We start from the raw sequence: 18,813 nt of genomic DNA on the forward strand, positions 1-18,813 counted from the left end.
TCAGCTTGCCGCAAAGCGCTTTCATATCGTGCGCCTTGTGCAGGGAATACGAATGCAATCGCCTTATCCATCCAATCTTGTTGTTATCACCGGCGGGCCCGGTGCCGGCAAAACCACATTGATCAATTATCTTCATGAACGCGGCTATGAAATAAGCCGCGAAGTCGCGCGCGCCGTGATCGAAGAACAGCAGGAACGCGGCGGCAATGCCCTGCCCTGGGGCGATAATGAAGCCTATGCCGGGTTGATGACGCGCGGCTCGATCCGCGCATGGCAACACGGCATGGGGCAGGACCCGCAAACCGTGTTCTTTGATCGTGGCCTTCCCGATACGCTGGCCCATCGGGAACTTTCCGGTCTACCCGATGACCCCGGCCTTAAACGCGCCATTGAAACCTATCGCTATCGCAAAACGGTTTTCATCCTGCCGCCATGGTCGGAAATCTACAAAACCGACAGCGCGCGAACACAAAGTTTCGCGGACGCCGTCAGAACATATGTCGTTCTGTATCGCACCTATCTGCAATGCGGTTATGAACCGATTGAAATCCGCAAAGGCCCGGTCGAACAGCGCGCCGCCCAGATCCTTGCCCGCCTGAAACTTTAATCCGCCTTAGACAAGTCAAAAGAACACGCCCATGCCCCGCCGGTCCGTCCATCACACGATCATGACTTCGCTCCTCGTTACTCTCCTCTCGCCAGTCGCCCCTATCGCTGCCAACGCCGCCTGCTATGACTGGCCGCTTCGTGAACGTCAGGGCGAATATGCCTATGATGGCGACACCATCTATGTGAATATCCCCGGCCTTCCCGGCGAAATTGCCGAAATGTCGGTGCGTGTGCGTGGGGTGGATACGCCCGAAATCCGAGGCAAATGCGAAACCGAAAAATCCCTTGCCGGCAAGGCCCGCGATTTCGCGCGTCAAAGCCTGAAATCGGCCAAACGCGTTGAATTCTGCGAACCTGAATGGGGGCGTTATGGTGGGCGTGTCGTTGCATCGGTGCGCATTGACGGCAAGGCACTTGATCAGGAACTGATCAATCAGGGTTTCGCCCGCCCTTATGACGGCAAAACAAAGCGCCAGCCGTGGTGCCAAGGGTGAACAAGCCACCAAAATCCATAACTTTGCCGTGAAGGCACTGGACATTGCGCCCAATCCGACCATCTTCGGAAGCATGACCAAATCACGCCTCCCGGAGAAACCATGACGAAATACACCAAGAACCCGGACGCCATCAAAGCCCTTGACGCCAACCAGTATCACGTAACGCAAAACAGCGGCACCGAACCACCGTTTCGCAATGAATTCTGGGATCACAAGGAAGACGGGCTTTATGTCGATATCGTCTCGGGTGAGCCGTTATTCACATCCCGCGACAAGTTTGATTCCGGCTGTGGCTGGCCAAGCTTCACCCGCCCTGTCGAAACAGATCATGTCGTCGCACGCGAAGACAATACCCACGGCATGCGCCGGATCGAAGTCCGCTCCAAACATGGTGACAGTCATCTGGGCCATGTCTTCCCCGATGGCCCCAAAGAAGCCGGTGGCCTGCGCTATTGCATCAATTCCGCATCGCTGCGTTTTATCCCCGTCCGCGATCTAGAGGCCGAAGGATACGGCGAATACAAACCGCTTTTTGATTAAAACAGCAAAGACCGGCACACGCGCCGGTCTTTCTCTATCAAGGCCTTAAAAATCCCCCGGCGCACATTGCAGGCAGGTCAACCCCATATCGCGCCATTTGTCCACCACGCGCTTGCGGTCATCGACTACCAGCCACGGGTTGAAGCCGTCGGCACGGATTTGTGCCAGAAGGTCTTCTTTGACTTCCTCGTCCGTGCGGTGATCGGCATCTTCCGGGCGCAGATACATGCCATCAAACGGAATGCCATGTGCCCGAAGCCATGCTTCGGACCGGTGCTGCCACCCGGCCGGGCGGCCCGAACAAATCACAATCGCCTGCCCGGATTGGTGCAAAACGCGCAAAAGCCGTTCGATATCGGCAATCGGGGCGGCTTTATCCATTGCATCGAAAAACGCATCCCAATGCTTTTCCACCCCATGCACCAGATGCCCCAATTCGTCGGCATCGAAATAGGCCAGCGTGCCATCCATATCGAACACCACCGCATCACGCGGGTTACTGATCGAACCGGATATTATGGTTTCTGGATGGCTCACGCGGAAATCTCCCTGATCAGATCTTCGGTCAAATTTTTATATTCCCATCCCGTTCCGACCGGGCGGAACAGAATCGGCGTTGCATTGGCAATACGCGGACCTTCGGCATCAAAACCGGTCATATAAAGAATGCAACGCCCGACACCGGAATGGGCAACCACCACGGTCAAACGGTCGCTTACCTCGGCCAGGGCGGTTTGCATGGCAAACGATACCCGCTGACACATCGCATCGAACCCTTCGCCATTGGGCGGGGTATCGAACCGTGATCCAGCCTCGGCAATCGGGCGGCCTTCAAGGTCACCCCAATGGCGTTCGCGCAACCCGTCAAGAATATGCAAATCATAATCGGGCAAAACCAGCTCGGCTGTTTTGCGGGCCCTGTCCTGCGGGCTGACATAAACCGCCTGCCATTTGCCCATCGCCATCAATGGCGCAATCGCACGCGCCTGTTCGCGACCGGCATTGTTCAATGGCGGCTCGCTTGACCCGGCGATGATTTCGGCCTTGTTGGCATCGGTTTCCCCGTGCCGGATAAACACAAACGGCACTTTCGGAAAATCGAACGTCTTTGCAGGATAAATCATGTCTGGTCATTGCCCATTTACAGATAAAACCGATCCGAAAGCTGTAACCGCCCGTCAAAGCCATCGACAAGGCTAAAGTCCTCGGGACGGCCATTAAACAGCGGCACGATCTGCATCGCGTGGCAATCATTGGCCATCGCGACCACATCATCAAACAACGGATGCACGTTCCAGCGCCGGAAATGCGCATGCCCCTTTTCGACCATGCGGCGCGCCTCGGCTGGCATGAAACCGGTAAAGATTACATGCGCATCGCGGCCCAGCCGTCCGTTCTGCCCCCATTTTTCAATCAGTTCGCCCGCCATGCCATATGTGCCGCACGGCGCGTGACACAAAAGCAATCTGGCATCCGGATTGAAATCACGCGCCTTGTCCTTAAGCCCGCGCAGCTTTTTTATCGCATCAAACGATACATAATCCGATCCGCCATCCCCCAGGACCTGTTTGACCCGGCCATAGCACCGCGCATCCATCGACCAATCGGTCATGCCGTGCTTTTCAAACAGCAATGCCATTTCAGCTGCCCGTCCGCTCGGCGGTACGGGGAACAGGATTTGGCCGTCAAGTTTGGACATCTTGGTCAAAAGCCCGTCGATCCGCACCTGTTGTGTCAGGCGTTCCATACCATAGGACGCATCCATCAAAACCGTCGCAGCATCCGGTGGTGTGTCATAAAGGAAGTAATGAGACTCCTTGCAGAAATCACCGGTGTAAAGAACCCCGCCGCCCAGTTCGAAATGCAGCCACACCCCACCAAAGGCATGCCCGGTCCGCCCGGTGGTGACGGTCACACCGTCAACCTGGATTTCCCCATAGGGCGGCAGGATGATCACATTCGCCCCTGCAGGCAGGGATCGCGCCGTGACCTCGGTACAGTAAATCGGTAAACCGGCTGCTATCACCTCCGCCGCGGCACCGATATGATCGACATGGTCGTGGGTAATGAAAACGGCGTTAACTTTGTTCAACCATGCCGGATCAAAACCGCTGTCATTTTCCGGGCCGACCCCGCAATCCAGCAACCAGCGCCGATTAAAGAATTCCAACCGCAAACAGGCCGGGCCTTTTTCACCAAGGCCTGATAAAACACGCATCCGGGCAGACATCAGGCGGCCTCACCTTCTGATCGGTTAAACACCCAGCCATCGGAAATCACCAATCCGACGGTTTCGCCGATCCGTGCGCGTTTCGTCGCATAAACCGGTAAAACCTGGTCGGCACCGACCCGCACCTGAAGACGGAACCGACCGCCCAGATAAACGCAATCCTCAACCGAACCGCGCAATGTTCCGGCCTCGTCGACCCAGACATCCTCTGGCCGCAAACACAAACCAAGTTCGTTCATATTGCTGGCCGCCTTCTGGCAAATCCGCGCATGGATCGCCGCATCGCCCAACCGAACAGAACACCGCCCGGCACCCCGCATGGATACGTCACCAATCGGCAACACCGCCCCGGCCCCGACAAAGCCCGCGACCATATGATCGGCCGGTTCACGGTAAAGGGTTTCCGGGGCCGCCATCTGACGAATGTGGCCCTTGTCCATCACCGCAATCCGGTCGGCCATGGCCATGGCTTCGGCCTGATCGTGGGTGACGTAAATCATTGTCGCCCCGGTCCGGCGATGGAAATCCAGAAACGCCTGCTGCATGGTTTCGCGCAGATGCACATCAAGGTTTGCAAGCGGTTCGTCCAGCAACACCGCCCGCGGCTCCATCACCAGACATCGCGCCAGTGCCACCCGCTGGCGCTGCCCACCCGAAAGTTCCGTCGGGCTGCGGTCGGCATAAGGTTCAAGGGCGACAATCGACAATGCCTCGGCAATTTTCGCCTCACATTCCGCCCGGCCAAGCCCGCGCACCTTCAACGGATAACCGACATTGCGCGCCACCGACATATGCGGCCAAAGCGCATAGGACTGAAACACGATGCCAAGGTTGCGTGCCTCTGGATTGATCATCACCCCGTTGACCGGATCGGCAACTGCCTGCCCGCCCAAGGCTATGACGCCCTGATCGGGTTCCTCGAAACCGGCCAGAAGACGCAGCAACGTCGTCTTGCCACAACCCGACGGCCCCAAAAGGGCAACAAATTCGCCATCATGGATATCAAGCGATACCTGATTGACCGCGCGGTAATCGCCAAAAGATTTGGTAATCCGCGAAAGATTTATGTCTGCCATGGTACAACTCCCTTGGGCAAACGACGTGATGCCAGTTGGAAACCGGTCATCAACGCAATAACAACCAGCACAACCAATACCGCCACGGCCGAGGCCAGAACGGTATCGCCACTGTCATCCAGATTGAAAATCAAAACGCCCAGCGTCTCGTTTCCGGCCGACCACAGAAGGGCCGAAACCGTCAATTCGTTAAACGCCGTCAAAAACACCAGCAACGCCCCAGCCGCTGCCGACGGTGCCGCCAATGGCAGCAGAATATCGCGTAACCGGCGACCAAGTCCTGCACCGCACGCCTGTGCCGCCTCTTCCAATGCCGGATCAAGCTGGGAAAAACTGTTCATCACCGGGCGCAGCGCAATCACCAGAAACCGTGCCAGATAGGCAACAAAAATGATCGCAAGCGTGCCATACAAACTGACATCGATTACCGGAATGCGGATGAACAGAAGAATGCAGGCAATCGCCAGAACCACACCGGGCAAGGCATAGGGCACCTCGACCAGAAGATTGACCATATGGGTCAACCGGGTCGGCCGCCTTACAATCACATAGGCCAGCGGCAAACAGATCGCGACCAGCGTCACCGCCGCCCCGACCGACAACATGAAACTGTTATGGAACGCCCGGATGGTCGATGGCTGAACAAACAGGACTTCGTAAAACGCATCAAAACTGTAATTGGCAAGGCTCAGCTTAACACCAAATGCCGGGACCAGTGCGGTCGCAACCAACGCCATCAACGGGATCACCAGAATGGCCATCAAAACCGCCCAAAGCACCGCTTCAACCAATGTCCTGCGTGCGCCCAACCGGATATCAAGTGGCCGCCCCACCATCCCCATAAGACGATAGTCACGCTTGCCCAGTAACCGGTGATGCACCGCCACACCCAAAATCGCAATCATCCCGATCAGCATCGCCAGCACCGAAACCTCGCCCAGAACCGACGGGCCAAATCCGGCCAGCTTCTGATAAATCAGGGTCGGTAATGTCGAATAATTGGCCGGTATCCCCAGCATTGCCGGTATCCCGAAATTGCCAAGGGCCGTGACAAACGCCATCGCCGTCCCGGCGATCAGACCGGGACTGGTCAGTGGCAAAATGATCTGCCACCACAAACGACCGCCACGCGCACCCGCCAAACGGGCGGCTTCGATCTGTTCGCGCGGCAGCATGCGCAAATTGGCCCGAAGGGTCAAAAACACGATTGATGCATGCTGAATACCCAGCAAAAGTGCAATCCCCTCGGCCGAATAAAACGGCTGGGGCGATCCCATCGGGGGTGCCATACCCAGCGCATTCAAAAGCGCACTGCTCGGCCCGGTCAGTTGTACCCACGCCAACGCCGTGATCTGCGGCGGGATCATCATCGGGATCATGAAACAGAAAACCAGAACCGCCTTGGCGCGGATATCGGTCAGGGCGACCAGAAAGGCAAACGCCCCCCCGATCAAAAGCGAGATAATCGTGCCAAGCCCTGCGGTATAAAGACTGTTGGCGGCCGCCCGCCACGTCGTCGAACTGCCCAGAACATCGCGGATATAATCCGTACTGGGCACACCACCGACAAACACGCCCTCAATCGCAAGGCGCGCAATCGGTAAAATCGAAATCACGAACACCGGCACCAAAAGCCACGGCAGCAACCGGTCCGAAGACCGGTTGCCAACCGTCGGGCTTGCAAAGCCGGGCATGAAGCCGCGAAGGCGACTTGCAGCCTGCATTATTCAGCCCCGAAAATGTCCGCGAACTTTTTCTTGTTCGCTTCTGCCTGTTCCAGTGCCACTGCCGGATTGAAATCCATCAGTTTGATGTCACTGCGTGCCGGGAAACCTTCCGGAAGTGCCATGTCGCCGCGTGCCGGGACATACCCCATATCCAGAACCAGTTCCTGGCCCTTGTTCGACAGAACGAAATCAACAAACTTGTGCGCCGCATCGACGTTTTTGGCGTCTTTCATGATCGCAACCGGCTCGGTCACATAGGTGACACCTTCGGTCGGGAAGACGAAATCAACCGGCGAACCTTCGGCCTTGCCACGGATCGCAAGGAAGTCAACAACCACGCCATACGGCTTTTCGCCCGATGCAACGGCCTTGAACACGCCGCCATTACCACCCTGTGCGCGCGCTTCGTTCGCGGCCAGTGCCTGATAGTAATCCCAGCCCAGTTCCTTGTTCTCGGTCAGGGTCGACAGGTGAATAAGGGCCGCACCGGAATAAAGCGGGCTTGGCATCACGACCTGATTTTTCATCGCCGGATCAGAAAGGTCTTTCCAGCTTTTCGGGGCTTTCTCAACACCGGTATTGTAAACAATGCCGGTCGTGATCAGCTTGGTCGAGTAGTAATAGCCGTCTGCATCATAAAGGGCGGCTTCATAGGCCGATGCTTCGGGCGATTTATACGCCTGCAACAGGCCTTCGCCTTTCATGCCTTCCAGTGTCACGGTATCGGCAATCAGCAAAACATCCGGGCGCGGATCGCCAGCGGCGATCTCGGCACGCAGCTTTGCCATCAGCTTGGTGGTGCCATCACGCACCCATTCGACTTCGATATCGGGGTATGCCGCCTTAAAGGCATCAACGGTGGTCTGGGCATCCTGATTTGGCTGGCTGGTATAAAGAACCAGTTTTTCGGCGGCCTGACCAACAACCGGCAGCATCATCGCAGCAGAAGCCACGGCAGCAAGAAGAACGTTACGCATCATCCACATCCCTTGATTGCGTGGGGCGTACCTTTGCGGCCACCCCGAAGGTTTCGTTCGAAAACAATCCGACGGGGACGCTATATGGATTTCGATTTCAGTTGTGTGACAAAGCAAAGAATTAAATGTTTCAACAAGCGTACCGGGCTTTTCAGACACAACCAAGCCTGTCTATACTCCGTGACATCGCGAAACACATGCTTTCGAACGAAAGAATATCAAAGGAAACCAATGTCCGATCCCGTGCCACTTGACCGCCGCCGCGACCGGATTGTCGCCCTTGTCAAATCCTGCGGCTTCATGGCGGTCGAAGAACTGGCACGCCGCTTTAACGTCTCGGTCCAGACAATCCGGACCGATCTGCGCGATTTACAGGAACAGGGGCGCATCTTCCGCCGCCATGGCCTTGCCGGTCCGGCGCCCGATCCGGATAACTCGGCCTATGAAAAACGCGAAGTCTGGAACCGCAGCGGCAAACGCGCCCTTGCCGCCAAACTCGCCGATATCATCCCCGAAGGCTGCACCATCGCGATTGGCACCGGCACCACCGCCGAACTGGCCGCCCAAAGCCTGGCCTCACACCGCAATCTGACGGTGCTGACCAACAATATCCATGTGGTACTGACATTACAAAACGCGCCCAGTGTCACGTTACGCCTTGCGGGCGGGACCATCCGCACCCGCGATCTTGATATCATCGGGGCTGACAGTGCGGAATTCTTTGGCTCTTACCGCGCCGATTTCGGGATTGTCAGTGTCGGGGGGATGTCGGAAACCGGGGACCTGATGGATTTCAACATGGACGAAGTCCGCGCACGTCGCGCCCTTGTCGCCTGCTGCGATCACGCGATCCTATTGGTCGATGAAAAAAAGGTCGGTCGCAAGGCCCTGTGCCGCGATGGTCATGCATCGGATTTCAAAACCGTAATGCTTAACACCGCACCGGGCGATATTTTGCAACAGCAACTGGTTCGGGGCCGATCACAGGTGATCGTCGCGAACTAGGATTACGCTGCGCCCTTGCACCCGGTCGCCGAAAGTGTCGGTTCTTCGCAGATATTCAAATCACGGCAAACATGCAGGGTATGGTTGGGTGCCACCGCGATCCAGCTATCGCTTTCGGCATCCAGCGGTTCGGACACGACAATCACATGATCCCCACGCTTGCGCCAGTAAAGTGATGGCGGCTTGTCATCGCTGGCATGGCGGATGGCACAAACGCTTTCGCCATTTGACAGGCAGGCGGTGAAACGGAAGGGCGCAGTTGCGCCGCGTTCGTTCATTTCACGTTCGACAACTTCGATGGTTTTGCGGATCGCGCGATGCGGATCGGTGCGCAAACCAAATGTCAGCATCAGACAGAAAATAAGCTCACTATCGGTCGTACCATGGCGGGTGGCGTAAAATTCATCATCGATCATCGCTTCCAGCACGCGCCGCACCAACGGATAATCCCCGATCTGGCCGTTATGCATGAACAGGTAATTGTCATGGGCAAACGGATGGCAGTTGGTGCGGCTGGTTTCGGTCCCCGTCGATGCCCGAACATGGGCGAAAAACATGCCTGATCGGATATGATGGGCAAGCGACCGCAGGTTTGGATCATTCCAAGCCGGAAGGATTTCACGATAAAGACCGGGCGTCTTGCGCTCGTCATACCAGCCGATGCCAAACCCGTCGCCATTGGTCGGCGTTTTGGCCTGTTCGGCATGCAGGCTTTGTTCAACAAGGGAATGGCGCGGCTCGAACACCAGTTTTTCAAGATAAACCGGATCTCCGATATAGCTCAGCCAGCGGCACATATGACTTCCCTTGATTGACGTTACGGCATGAAGCGGCGCGACGCGTTATCTATGCCGGGGAACTACATAACGGTCAATGTGATATTTATGGTTTTGGTCGATCTTCCGGCGGCCTTGCGCAATCTGTCCGATACAGTTGGGGATGGATAATAAAAAGAAGAATAAAGCACTTGCCAACCGGGGGGATTATCCGTATTTTCCGCGCCACAAAATGAATCGTGCTGATGTAGCTCAGCTGGTAGAGCGGCGCATTCGTAATGCGTAGGTCGTAGGTTCAAATCCTATCATCAGCACCACTATAACCCCGTCGGGCGAACAGCCCTGCGGGGTTTTTTGTTGCCTTTCCACGGACGCGATTTGACGTTTTTTGTCACAACCTCCGGTGCTCCCCGTCCTTTTGACATGTGAACCGTCGCAATCCTTGTGAAATCCGGTTCGGCGCAGGCGTGCACCCTCCGCAGCGTTTCGCAAGTGCAACCAGGGGATTGTCAGCATGACCGACAAAGACCAACAGCCCAACAGCACCGAAAATGGCGGAAGCAATCCCGCCGCCACCAACGGCCCCAAAAGCCCGACCATCGATAACTGGCCGTGGGCCCATGTGCTGGGTTTCGACACGGCAAAGGAATGGGGTCTTGACGCCGTCATTCCCCGCCCGTCATCGGCCTCCCCGATCCCCGATCCGTCCAGTGGCGCGACCGGCGGCAACAATCCGGGGCCGCTCGATGGGCTATCGGGCCATACACCACTGCAAGGCCAGAATCTGATCGAATATGCCATGCAGAAAATCGAACAAGCCCTTGGCCAGCCGATACAGGCGGTCCCGCCACTGTCATCTTACAGCTACGACGAATACGGCAACCTGACCACAACGGCGGGCGCGACCGTACCGGCTCCGGCTCAGGCTCAGGCCCCGCAAAACGCGGCACCGGAAACATCATCTACCGGCTCCCCCCCTACCGCTGCCGACACCCCCGACAGCGGAGACGACCGGGACGACGATCTCACCGACGAAGAAGTCCCCCCCCGCTTTCAGGATCACGACGATACCGTAACCACGCCAAGCCGCCCGACATCCGGCATGTCCGGTCCCACAGGCCCGCAATCCTATCGCGTTGACCTGATCCGTGATGACGGCCGTGTGACACGGCTCGAAGGCAGCGTGACGTATGGCGATCTTTATCGCCCGCTTCTGCCCGAGCTATCCGGCAATGCCCAAAATGCCCAGACGCCGGACTGGTCGATCACACTTGATCAATTGCCCAACCCCGGCCCTACCGGCAGCGACACGGATGCCATTGTCACCGCACGGCTTGATGCCGCCGAAACCCCGGCTGATATCCAGCAATGGGCGCTATCGGTAGGACCACAAGATATCAACACCGCCCGGCTGGCACTTGATATCCCGGCAACCCTGCCGTCTCTGACACGGGCCAGCATCATCGGTGGATTACCGTCCAGCGAATGGCACATGGCCGCGGCAACACTGGCAGCGGGCGGCGTCAGTACGGACAACTCCGGCACTTCGATCCCGGACGCTGCCGAACCCGTTGCTCCGGCAAGCCTTGGCATGGATCAGCAACTCGGTACGATTGACAGCACGCAGGATCCGTTCATCGCCACCCTGCGCATCACATCGGCCATCACCAGCATCCCGACCTCGATCCCGGTTCAACTGCAATATACAGGTGCTTTGCCCAGCCCGATCTTGCAGGGTGACGTCCCCCTCACGACCGAAACCAGCCTATCGCTTCGCATGCAGGTCATCGCCCCCAACGACGGTAAATCGGGCGCAACCCTTGTCGCGCTGATCCTGCGCGGGGCTGCGTCGGGCTTTTCGGTCACCGCACAACTGCGCGGCGATCACAAAATCTCGACCCCGACCGCGATGCTCGGCTGCATCGATCCGGGCCAGGATACCGAATGCCGCGCCGAAAGCATGATCGCCAATGCAACATCCAGCCTGCAAACCAGCCTGATCAGCATCACCGATACCCCGGACGATGACGAGCTTGCCGCCTATGGGTTTGTGCTGCCCGCACCGTCCGGTAACGACAGCACCACCGACGCAACCCAGACCGACAAACCGGACAAAGGCACAAATATCGCCAAATCAGCCCCGGCGAAGCCAGCATCGGTAAAAGGCAAAGCCGCCATCACTGACAACACCAACAGCCCCCCCGATGCTGACAGCAATAACGGCGATACCGGCACTACCGCCGCCAACAGTCCCGGAAAACCGGACAAGGGAGCCTCCTGATGACAAGCGGCCCGAACTTTCCCGGCGTCGAAACGGCAAGCAGTAAAAAGGATGCGGTAAAAAAGGCCTTCAATCAGGAATATCAGGCCACCATGAAAGCCATGGCGAATGCCGCGGACCGTGCGCGTGCGCAAGTTTTGAACCAGAAACTCGCCGCGGGAAGCCACGCACAATCAAGCCAAAGCACAAAAGCCGTCGCAACCGCCCCGAATGCACCGGGCACCAACAACGCGCCATCAACCCCGATCGAGCCGGGCGCAATGGTCATGATCGAAATCGCCAATGAATTGCGCCGCATCATCGTCGCGGAAATTGACATGCGCATGAACCATCTGGCGGGACAGGTCGAACAGGCAATCGCACAGTCAATTCCGCCTGTGGCATCAAATGCACCTTCCGATGCAAAACCCGCGGCCGCCCAGCCTGCCGGAAGCGAAACCGGCATTGCCCCACAAACGTCTCAACCAAATATTCCCGCCACGCCGCAAAGCAACGCGCAAAACCCAAACGCCGCAGCACCTCCCCAACCTACACCTTCTCCGGAAACCGCCCCTTCGGAAAACACCCGGCCCACAGCACCACAAACTGCCAATGCCGGTTCCGAAAATCCACCAAACGCCGCCCCACCGGCGGATGGATGATTCGGCTTTTGCCAAAGGTTGCAAGTCCAACCTGCAACTCGATCCCGCAGGACGTGGGCCACGACCTAGGCGAGAAATCTGGAAAATATCTTTTAAAACAGAAGGTTAAAGGGTGTCATCTGCGACTTTCCCAGCCAAGAATTGCGCAACCTTAAATGGTATTTTTCTTTTTCTTCACAATTAAGACTGCGCGCCGTCATAATAGTCGCGAGAGACCTAAACAGCCTTTGGTTGTAATCTTTCTGAGGAGGGGTCCGAAGTGCAGTACGAAAAGAATACCGAACAGGGACAGACAGAACTATCGGAAAACGAAATCACGTTTGCCCAATCCCTAGACGATGCCTTGGAAAAGGCATTGGGGACAGGCGACAATGTCACATCAATCTGGTCGCACCTCAAAGATGAACAGCGCGCCAGACTGGCTGCGGACTACCTTGCCGCATTGAATACTGATTCTCGTAAAAGTAGTAACTTTGAAAACAATTCGTCAGCCTCACCCACCACGCCAGAGGCACCGCCAGAAGCACAGCAAGGAACAGCAGCAGCCCACACAGCCCCCCCGCAAACCGGGCCAGAAACCTCTGCCGTGCCGCGTGGTTATCCGGCGAATTTCAATCCATTGGCCGGATTTCCGGGACTGGAACCATCGTCAAACGGCCCAAGCCCAACCGATATCATCGCCGGTAGTCTTGGCAATCCTGGCAGTCTTGCCGGGCTGGCCGGGTTGCAGGGAATGCCGGGAATGCCCGGCTCGCGAGGATCGGGCAACACCGGCAATCAGATCGACCAGATGCAACGATCCCTGCAGGATGCGATGTCGCTGCTGGGCAATCTCGGTTTCGAACAACCGGCTCCTTGCCAGCCCCTTGGCACCCCGCCAACACACGCCCCCCATCCACGAGCATGGCAATCCGATCCCCTCGATGATTCCGACCTTCCCGGTATGGAACCGGCCGCGCCAAATTTCTGGCCGCTCTGGATGGATCAACAGGACAGCCTTCTCAAGCAATGCCTGAAACTGATGTCTGGCAATATGGATGACGCGCAGGATGCACTGTCCGAAGCCATGCTAAAGGCATCGGTAAAGTTCGAGGATTCAATGGACGAAATCCGTAATCACCGCGCCTGGCTGTCACGGATCGTGCACAATGCCTGCATTGATCTGCATCGGCAAAACCGCCGAAAGGCGGAATACAAGGAAGAAAACCACGGCACCGCGGATGCCGCCCTGCCGCCGATTTCCGGTCGCAACGAACCCAGCCCCGAGGAATCCTTCCTTGCGACCGAAATGTTCGACCATCTTGAACGCGCCTTACGCGCCCTTCCTGAAAAACTGCGCAAGCCGCTTCTGATGCGATGCGTAGAAGACCGCAGCTACGACGATATCGCTGTCAATCTCGGACTAAGCAATTGTGCCGTGCGTAAACGCGTTCAGCTTGCCCGCGATCATCTGCGTGGCGCAGGCATCCAGTAACCGCACGTGAAACCTGTTTAACGGGCAGAATGACAAATGCCATTCTGCCCGTCTCAACGCCGGGCTTGAAAAAGATCCGGCCCGCAAAAGACTTACAGAAATCCCCTTGCTGGCAAAAAAAAATCATCCGTCCTGTCACAACCCCGAATTGCCAGCGTCGATAGGGTGAATTCGGGACGGAGAAACCCCGTCAGGATTTCCACCGCAAGCAGCATACGAAGGAGTTTTGAAATGGCGATTCCGACCCCGGTAAACGGTCAAATCACCGATGCCGTCACCCAGGCAAACGTCAAGGTGCTCGGTGATGCCCCGGCCATGGCTATGGGCTCGATCTTCCAGTCACTGGCCCATTCCACGGGCATTCTCTATGAAAATGCCGTCAGCGCCCAGCAGCAGCTTGGCATTTCTTCTCAGGCGGCAACCAACCAGGGTGTCATCCAGATCTATTCGATCGACACCATGGCCGATGCCGTCGCGACCTCGAAAATTGCCCAGAGCGACGTCCCCGACAACATGCTTTCGCTTCTGACCACCCTTCAGGCCGTCAAAAGCTAAGCCCCGTCCTCCAAGACCTCCCCGATTGGGCGGCCCGTTTTCCGACCGGCCGCCCAATATCGTTTCCCGGCAATTCCGCCCGCAGTTTTTGACGGTTTGACGTCACAAAGGCATATCCTCACCGTCAAATGACTGATCGCCGCGCACCACGCGGAACGGGCCGGTTTCCGGCATATTTATCCAGGCAACCAGGAGACAGATTATGGCTGATAATACCCCGGTCAATGGCATGATTACCGATGCAGTGACCCAGGCCAATGTCAAAGTACTGGGCGATGCACCGGCCATGGCCATGGGCTCGCTGTTTCAGTCGCTGGCACATTCCCACGGCATTCTTTACGAAAACGCCGTCAGCAACCAGCAGCAGGTCGGCATCTCGTCGCAGGCTGCAACCAACCAGGGCGTCATTCAGGTCTATTCCGTCGACACCATGGCAGGCGCCGTGGCAACGCAGAAAATCGCAACCAGCGACGTTCCGGACAACATGCTTGCATTGCTGTCCGCCCTGAAGGCAACCACCGGCACCGCAGTGTCGTAAACCTTCATTGGTTTCGCCGCCCGAACCGGCCCGGCATGCAAAAGCTTGCCGGGCTTTTTTTGTGTCACAAATTCCGATCCTCACCGTCATTGCGATGTAGTTCACGCGCCAGCCAAGGAGACCTCGATGGCACCGGCAAATACCGACCCGTCCGACAACAATTCCGACGCAACCTCCGTCGCAGACGCGGTGGAAAATTTGCAGGATCAGGTATCCCATCAGATCAGTGACGCTGTCAGTCTGGTAAATGTTGGCACCCTTGGTGTCGGCCCGGCCTATGCCACCCTGCAATCCATACTGGCTCAATCACAGGCACAGGGTGTTTTGATGGCCAACATGGTTTCCGGTCAGCGGCAACTATCCATGACCGGCATGGCCACCCTGACCAAAAGCATCGAACAGATGATGTCGCGTCCTAACCGATAAGGATCAAAACGATGAGCAACCCGCGCGAAGTCGACGAACAGATCACCGATGGCGTGACACAGACCAATACCACCGTCATCGGCTCCGCACCCGCCATGGGAACCATGCAGACTTACCTGTCGCAGGCCCAGGCACAGGGTGTGCTGTTTGCAAACATGGTCAATGAACAGCAACAGCTTGCCGTCGCCAGTCTGGCGACCACCATGGAATGCGCCCGCAATACGCTGGCGATCGGGGACAAAGGCCCAAAGTCCTAAGGGGGGATAATAATGGGACAGCAAAGCGCCCCCCCGACATCAAGAGCGCACCGCCTCCCGCCCCCAAAATACCGGAAGACCCGAACAGCAATATCGAACTGACCGACGACGAACTTAAACGCCAGCAGGACGAATACGAAAGACAGAGACAGGCCGGACAATAACGGCACTTTAACCGGCTCCGTCGGTTCTGACCCGACCTGCAGACAAACCTTCAAGACAAAGGCATGACGTCATGAGCGATATCGTCAATCCGCAAATCACCGATGCCGTGACTCAGACCAACGTCAAGGTGCTGGGCGAAAGCCCGGCACAGGCGGTATCGATCGCCCTGCAATCGCATTCCCATTCAACAGGCCTGGCCATGGAAAACGCCACCCTGACGCAGGGAAACATGCAACAGGTCGCCAATACCGCAACCTCAAAACTGGTGGCCATGATCACAGCCCAGGCGGGTTGATAAAAAGGTCATCATTCAGGATTTTTGTCACAAAGATCAATCATCTGCGTCAAAACGGGTACGGTCATCGTGACCGCCAAATCGGAGGAAGAAATGGCTATTCCAACCCCAGTGAACGGTCAGATCACAGATGCGGTGACCCAGACATCGGTCAGCGTTCTCGGCTCGGCCCCGGCGAATGCCATGGGCATGATCTATCAAAGTGCCGCGCATTCGACATCCATCCTGTTCCAGAACGCTATCCAGGCCCAGCAACAGGCCTCGATGTGCTCGCAGGCCGCGACCAATATGGGTGTGATGCAGCTTTACTCGGTCAATACAATGGCCGGCGCGCAGGCAACAACCAAGCTGTCGCGATCCGACAACAGCAACACACTTCTGACCCTTTTGGTCATTTTGGCAGCAACTCGCCGGTAGGCAGCATTCGGATGTCACGCGCCGTGCGTGTTATCCGGAAATTTCAGTGAGGGCGTGACATGGCAGACAACACCCCGGTAAATTCCCAGATTACGGACGCGGTCACGCAGACCAACGTCAAGGTTCTGGGCGAGGCTCCGGCACAGGCAATGGGGCTCGTGTATCAGACGATGGCACATTCCATCAGTCTATCGATGCAGAACGCCATGCAAACCCAGGGCGGACTGCAACAGATCGGCAATGCCGTAACCTCCAGTGCGTGCAAAATGATTCTCGACAGCTCCGGTGGCGGCATGGGTGGCGGCGGCAAATCCTGACGCCGCCAACATGATTTCCCACGCCTTAAACGTCCGGCAACTTTGCGCCAAGCTCCTGAAACCGACCTGTTAACGCGATGAGGCCCGTCATGGCTGACGAAAACGAAAATCCCCCAAAGGACACCCCGCCCGCTGGTGGAAATCCCGCCGATGAACAGGGTGCCGCCGATCCCGAAAAAGCCGGAGACAAAACCTCCCCTGCGGCCGATGCCCAGGGTGGCGCTGGTGGCGGCAAAGCTGCCAGCGGCGACACTCCGCCCGCGAATGGTGGCGCTGCTGGCGGAGGAGGAGGAGGCGCAAACAACACACCGCTCAGCACCGCCCTTAACCCGCAAATCGTTCAGGCCGTCGGCACCACCAATCACGCCGTACTGAACGGGGCCGGTCCGGGCGCCAACGGGATCGCCTATCAGAAGGTCGCGCAGGCCGCCGCCTACGCCGTACAGGACAGCACCGATTACATGCGCAACATCATGTCGATGGCGTCTGCCACAACCGGTGTCGCGCTGCAAAAGATGCTGGTGGAAAAAACAACCGATCCCTATGCCGATATCATCAAGGCGGCAACACAGGCCGTCACCGATGCCCAGCAAACATTTACCAATGTCGGCACGGCATCAAGCGGTGTGGTCAAGGATTTCGACAGTATGGCCTAATGGCCTGATGATCGCCAGGCGGGATCACCCCGCCTGCATCAACTGGATACGCTCGCACGCTTCGGTAAAGTCCGGCGCAAACAGTTTCAGGCTCAGACCCGTGCCATGAAGCTCGAAGGCACCCATTTCTTCCGTCGGACAGGAAATGAACTTCGCCACCTGATGACTGACCAGAACCCGTTTGCCAAGCTGCTTGGTCAACTGTTCGATCCGGGCGGCTTCGTTGGCCGCCTGCCCGATCACGGTAAAATCGACCCGGTCAGGCACGCCGACATTGCCGTAAATCACATCACCAACATGCATGCCAAGCCCGTAATCAAAGGCCGGCAATCCGGTTTCTTCGCGCTGGCGGTTAAGCTGATCGATATTAAGCTGCGCCTCGGCTGCTGCGTAAACCGCAGCCGTACAGGCCTGTTCCAGATCCTGCTCATCCTCGCGGATCGGGAAAATCGCCAATGTCGCATCCCCGATATAGCGCAAGACCTGCCCGCCATGCTTCAGGACCGCACCGGCCGTCGCGGCAAAGAAATCATTCATTTCACCTAGAAAAGCATCATCCCCGACACTGGCGGCAACCGATGTCGAATTGCGCATATCGGAAAACCAGATCACTGCCCGCGTCTTGGTACTGTCGCCCAGCTTGATCTGCCCGTCGCGCACCCGATGCCCGGCATCCGAACCCAGATAGGTTTCAAGGATCGTCTTGGTTTCTTCGTGCATGATGCGCATTTTGCACGACACGGCAAAACGGCGCTGGATCGATGACAGGATTGCCAGATCCTCGTCGGTAAAACCGCTGGGCCGACGCGTCATATAGGTCATGAAGATACGGTTCGTACCCAGCGTGCTGTCGCGGTCCGTGGTAAAGGGCGTCATCAGCGCCAGATAATCCGTGCCGCCGGATTTGCGGAAAGTCTGCAAAACATTGAAATCAAGGATCGCCCCCGGCCCGATCAGATGGCGACGCATGAAGGTGACATCGTTATCGGACATCCACTTCATCGGGCTATCAAGCCAGTCGGGGTTCTTTTCGCGTACATCAAGATGCAGCGACCGTTCAACCCGGCCCTCATCCTTGGACCAGATATAGGAAACGCCTTCATAAAGCGGATGCAGGGTCTTGAAACCAACCATGACACGTTCGATCGGAATGCCCGCGGCAACAAGCCGCGACACCATGCCTTCGACAATCGCATCAATATCGGTATCGTCGAGTGCGCGCTCCATCAGCCAGTCATTGACCGCCCGCACAAAGCCACCGCCAGACAGGGCACTGTTCGTACCCGGCAGCGACGTGACATTGTTGTTGGACTTCGTGTTTTCCGGCATGATGGGCTCCGTCCGATTCTTAAGC

General features: G+C 57.2%; 23 protein-coding genes and 1 tRNA gene. 16 read left to right on the plus strand and 8 right to left on the minus strand.

Features of this window, described 5'->3' with window-relative positions; all coding sequences use genetic code 11:
* Positions 1-52 precede the first annotated feature (52 nt).
* From TH3_RS12695 to msrB, 3 genes are all read left to right on the plus strand, one after another.
* Complete coding sequence (locus tag TH3_RS12695) at positions 53-607, plus strand: AAA family ATPase (protein ID WP_007090398.1); 555 nt, start codon at positions 53-55, stop codon at positions 605-607.
* Between the two features lie 31 nt (positions 608-638).
* Positions 639-1,103, plus strand: coding sequence for a thermonuclease family protein (locus tag TH3_RS12700; protein ID WP_007090399.1), 465 nt, complete (start codon positions 639-641; stop codon positions 1,101-1,103).
* 102 nt (positions 1,104-1,205) lie between these two features.
* On the plus strand, positions 1,206-1,646 hold the full coding sequence (gene msrB / locus TH3_RS12705) for a peptide-methionine (R)-S-oxide reductase MsrB (protein ID WP_007090400.1): 441 nt from the start codon (positions 1,206-1,208) through the stop codon (positions 1,644-1,646).
* A gap of 45 nt (positions 1,647-1,691) precedes the next feature.
* Here the strand turns inward: msrB and TH3_RS12710 are convergent, their stop codons facing one another.
* The 6 genes from TH3_RS12710 to TH3_RS12735 are packed head-to-tail and all read right to left on the minus strand — an operon-like array spanning position 1,692 to position 7,659.
* Entirely contained in the window at positions 1,692-2,183 is a 492-nt protein-coding gene (locus tag TH3_RS12710; RefSeq protein WP_007090401.1) for a phosphatase domain-containing protein, read from the minus strand.
* The gene (locus TH3_RS12715; protein ID WP_007090402.1) at positions 2,180-2,770 is read right to left on the minus strand and encodes a histidine phosphatase family protein; all 591 of its coding nucleotides are present in this window, start codon (positions 2,768-2,770) and stop codon (positions 2,180-2,182) included. The genes TH3_RS12710 and TH3_RS12715 overlap by 4 nt, the downstream gene beginning before the upstream one ends.
* A 17-nt stretch (positions 2,771-2,787) precedes the next feature.
* Positions 2,788-3,876, minus strand: a complete 1,089-nt coding sequence (locus TH3_RS12720) for an MBL fold metallo-hydrolase (protein WP_007090403.1) — start codon at positions 3,874-3,876, stop codon at positions 2,788-2,790.
* Positions 3,876-4,952 (minus strand): ABC transporter ATP-binding protein, encoded by a 1,077-nt coding sequence (locus TH3_RS12725; RefSeq protein ID WP_007090404.1) that lies wholly within the window; start codon positions 4,950-4,952, stop codon positions 3,876-3,878. The genes TH3_RS12720 and TH3_RS12725 overlap by 1 nt, the downstream gene beginning before the upstream one ends.
* Positions 4,940-6,676: an ABC transporter permease gene (locus TH3_RS12730; RefSeq protein WP_007090405.1), complete on the minus strand. Its 1,737-nt coding sequence runs from the start codon at positions 6,674-6,676 to the stop codon at positions 4,940-4,942. Before TH3_RS12730 ends, TH3_RS12725 begins: the two co-directional genes overlap by 13 nt.
* Complete coding sequence (locus TH3_RS12735) at positions 6,676-7,659, minus strand: ABC transporter substrate-binding protein (RefSeq protein ID WP_040060939.1); 984 nt, start codon at positions 7,657-7,659, stop codon at positions 6,676-6,678. The genes TH3_RS12730 and TH3_RS12735 overlap by 1 nt, the downstream gene beginning before the upstream one ends.
* A gap of 228 nt (positions 7,660-7,887) precedes the next feature.
* Here TH3_RS12735 and TH3_RS12740 point away from each other — a divergent pair, with 228 nt between their 5' ends.
* A complete protein-coding gene (locus tag TH3_RS12740; RefSeq protein ID WP_007090407.1) occupies positions 7,888-8,661 on the plus strand; it encodes a DeoR/GlpR family DNA-binding transcription regulator in 774 nt (257 codons plus the stop codon).
* Positions 8,662-8,663: 2 nt separating this feature from the next.
* Here the strand turns inward: TH3_RS12740 and TH3_RS12745 are convergent, their stop codons facing one another.
* On the minus strand, positions 8,664-9,458 hold the full coding sequence (locus TH3_RS12745; protein WP_007090408.1) for a class II glutamine amidotransferase: 795 nt from the start codon (positions 9,456-9,458) through the stop codon (positions 8,664-8,666).
* Between the two features lie 220 nt (positions 9,459-9,678).
* Here TH3_RS12745 and TH3_RS12750 point away from each other — a divergent pair.
* The 12 genes from TH3_RS12750 (at position 9,679) to TH3_RS12810 (ending at position 17,459) form a co-directional block, all read left to right on the plus strand.
* Positions 9,679-9,754: transfer RNA gene (locus TH3_RS12750), tRNA-Thr, on the plus strand.
* 197 nt (positions 9,755-9,951) lie between these two features.
* Positions 9,952-11,718, plus strand: coding sequence for a hypothetical protein (locus tag TH3_RS12755; protein ID WP_007090409.1), 1,767 nt, complete (start codon positions 9,952-9,954; stop codon positions 11,716-11,718).
* Positions 11,718-12,359, plus strand: coding sequence for a RodZ family helix-turn-helix domain-containing protein (locus TH3_RS12760; RefSeq protein ID WP_007090410.1), 642 nt, complete (start codon positions 11,718-11,720; stop codon positions 12,357-12,359). The genes TH3_RS12755 and TH3_RS12760 overlap by 1 nt, the downstream gene beginning before the upstream one ends.
* A gap of 259 nt (positions 12,360-12,618) precedes the next feature.
* Positions 12,619-13,833, plus strand: coding sequence for an RNA polymerase sigma factor (locus TH3_RS22425; protein WP_007090411.1), 1,215 nt, complete (start codon positions 12,619-12,621; stop codon positions 13,831-13,833).
* A gap of 231 nt (positions 13,834-14,064) precedes the next feature.
* The gene (locus tag TH3_RS12770) at positions 14,065-14,388 is read left to right on the plus strand and encodes a RebB family R body protein (protein WP_007090412.1); all 324 of its coding nucleotides are present in this window, start codon (positions 14,065-14,067) and stop codon (positions 14,386-14,388) included.
* A gap of 202 nt (positions 14,389-14,590) precedes the next feature.
* Positions 14,591-14,926 (plus strand): RebB family R body protein, encoded by a 336-nt coding sequence (locus tag TH3_RS12775; protein ID WP_007090413.1) that lies wholly within the window; start codon positions 14,591-14,593, stop codon positions 14,924-14,926.
* Positions 14,927-15,052: 126 nt separating this feature from the next.
* Positions 15,053-15,352: a RebB family R body protein gene (locus TH3_RS12780; protein ID WP_007090414.1), complete on the plus strand. Its 300-nt coding sequence runs from the start codon at positions 15,053-15,055 to the stop codon at positions 15,350-15,352.
* A gap of 11 nt (positions 15,353-15,363) precedes the next feature.
* A complete protein-coding gene (locus TH3_RS12785; protein WP_007090415.1) occupies positions 15,364-15,609 on the plus strand; it encodes a RebB family R body protein in 246 nt (81 codons plus the stop codon).
* A 235-nt stretch (positions 15,610-15,844) separates the two neighbouring features.
* Positions 15,845-16,069 (plus strand): RebB family R body protein, encoded by a 225-nt coding sequence (locus TH3_RS12795; RefSeq protein ID WP_007090416.1) that lies wholly within the window; start codon positions 15,845-15,847, stop codon positions 16,067-16,069.
* Between the two features lie 93 nt (positions 16,070-16,162).
* Positions 16,163-16,486, plus strand: coding sequence for a RebB family R body protein (locus tag TH3_RS12800; protein ID WP_037990938.1), 324 nt, complete (start codon positions 16,163-16,165; stop codon positions 16,484-16,486).
* Positions 16,487-16,545: 59 nt separating this feature from the next.
* Positions 16,546-16,803, plus strand: a complete 258-nt coding sequence (locus tag TH3_RS12805; protein ID WP_007090418.1) for a RebB family R body protein — start codon at positions 16,546-16,548, stop codon at positions 16,801-16,803.
* An 89-nt stretch (positions 16,804-16,892) separates the two neighbouring features.
* Positions 16,893-17,459, plus strand: coding sequence for a hypothetical protein (locus TH3_RS12810; protein ID WP_007090419.1), 567 nt, complete (start codon positions 16,893-16,895; stop codon positions 17,457-17,459).
* A 24-nt stretch (positions 17,460-17,483) separates the two neighbouring features.
* Here TH3_RS12810 and TH3_RS12815 read toward each other — a convergent pair whose 3' ends face one another.
* A complete protein-coding gene (locus TH3_RS12815; RefSeq protein WP_007090420.1) occupies positions 17,484-18,788 on the minus strand; it encodes an adenylate/guanylate cyclase domain-containing protein in 1,305 nt (434 codons plus the stop codon).
* Positions 18,789-18,813 lie beyond the last annotated feature (25 nt).

This window comes from Thalassospira xiamenensis M-5 = DSM 17429 (genome assembly GCF_000300235.2).
Classification (GTDB): domain Bacteria; phylum Pseudomonadota; class Alphaproteobacteria; order Rhodospirillales; family Thalassospiraceae; genus Thalassospira; species Thalassospira xiamenensis.